The following is a 446-nucleotide window of genomic DNA, read 5'->3' on the forward strand; positions in this document are numbered from 1 at the left end:
ATCATCGCCAGGCCGAGGGCCTTCGGGGAGTCGACGATCAGGCGCGACATGCCGCCGGGGCTCGTCGAGGGGATCGACCGGATGGACTCCGCCGGCAGGAGGCGCACGCTCAGGTCGATCGGCCGGGCGAGCGAGTCCTCGGGCTTCGAGGCGGCATGCGAGGCGGCGCTCAGGGTCGTCGAGGGCGGCCGCGTCCCCGACGACGCCACGGTCGACGTGCTGGCGAGGCGCATCGCGGGAGGCGGCGGCGAGGCCGGCGGGGCCGACCTGTCGGTCTACGACGGGTTCCTGAAGGGGGCGGTCGCCGATGGCCGCTAGCGAGGAGCTGGCCCGCAGGGTCGTGGAGGCCGGGCGGTCGTGCTCGCTCACCACCGCCGTCCTGGAGGAGTGGTCGAGGCTCGGCACCCCGAAACAGGTGGAGTACCTGGCGGGCTACCTCGAGGCGG

1 pseudogene is annotated in these 446 nt (G+C 74.2%); it reads left to right on the forward strand.

The annotated features are described in order from the left end of the window. Positions 1-318, forward strand: a pseudogene (locus ACQRCA_RS08480) (IS21 family transposase); the annotation flags it as partial. Positions 319-446: the final 128 nt, after the last annotated feature.

It is taken from the genome of Collinsella sp. SGI.095, assembly GCF_050314535.1.
Taxonomy (GTDB): Bacteria; Actinomycetota; Coriobacteriia; order Coriobacteriales; family Coriobacteriaceae; genus Collinsella.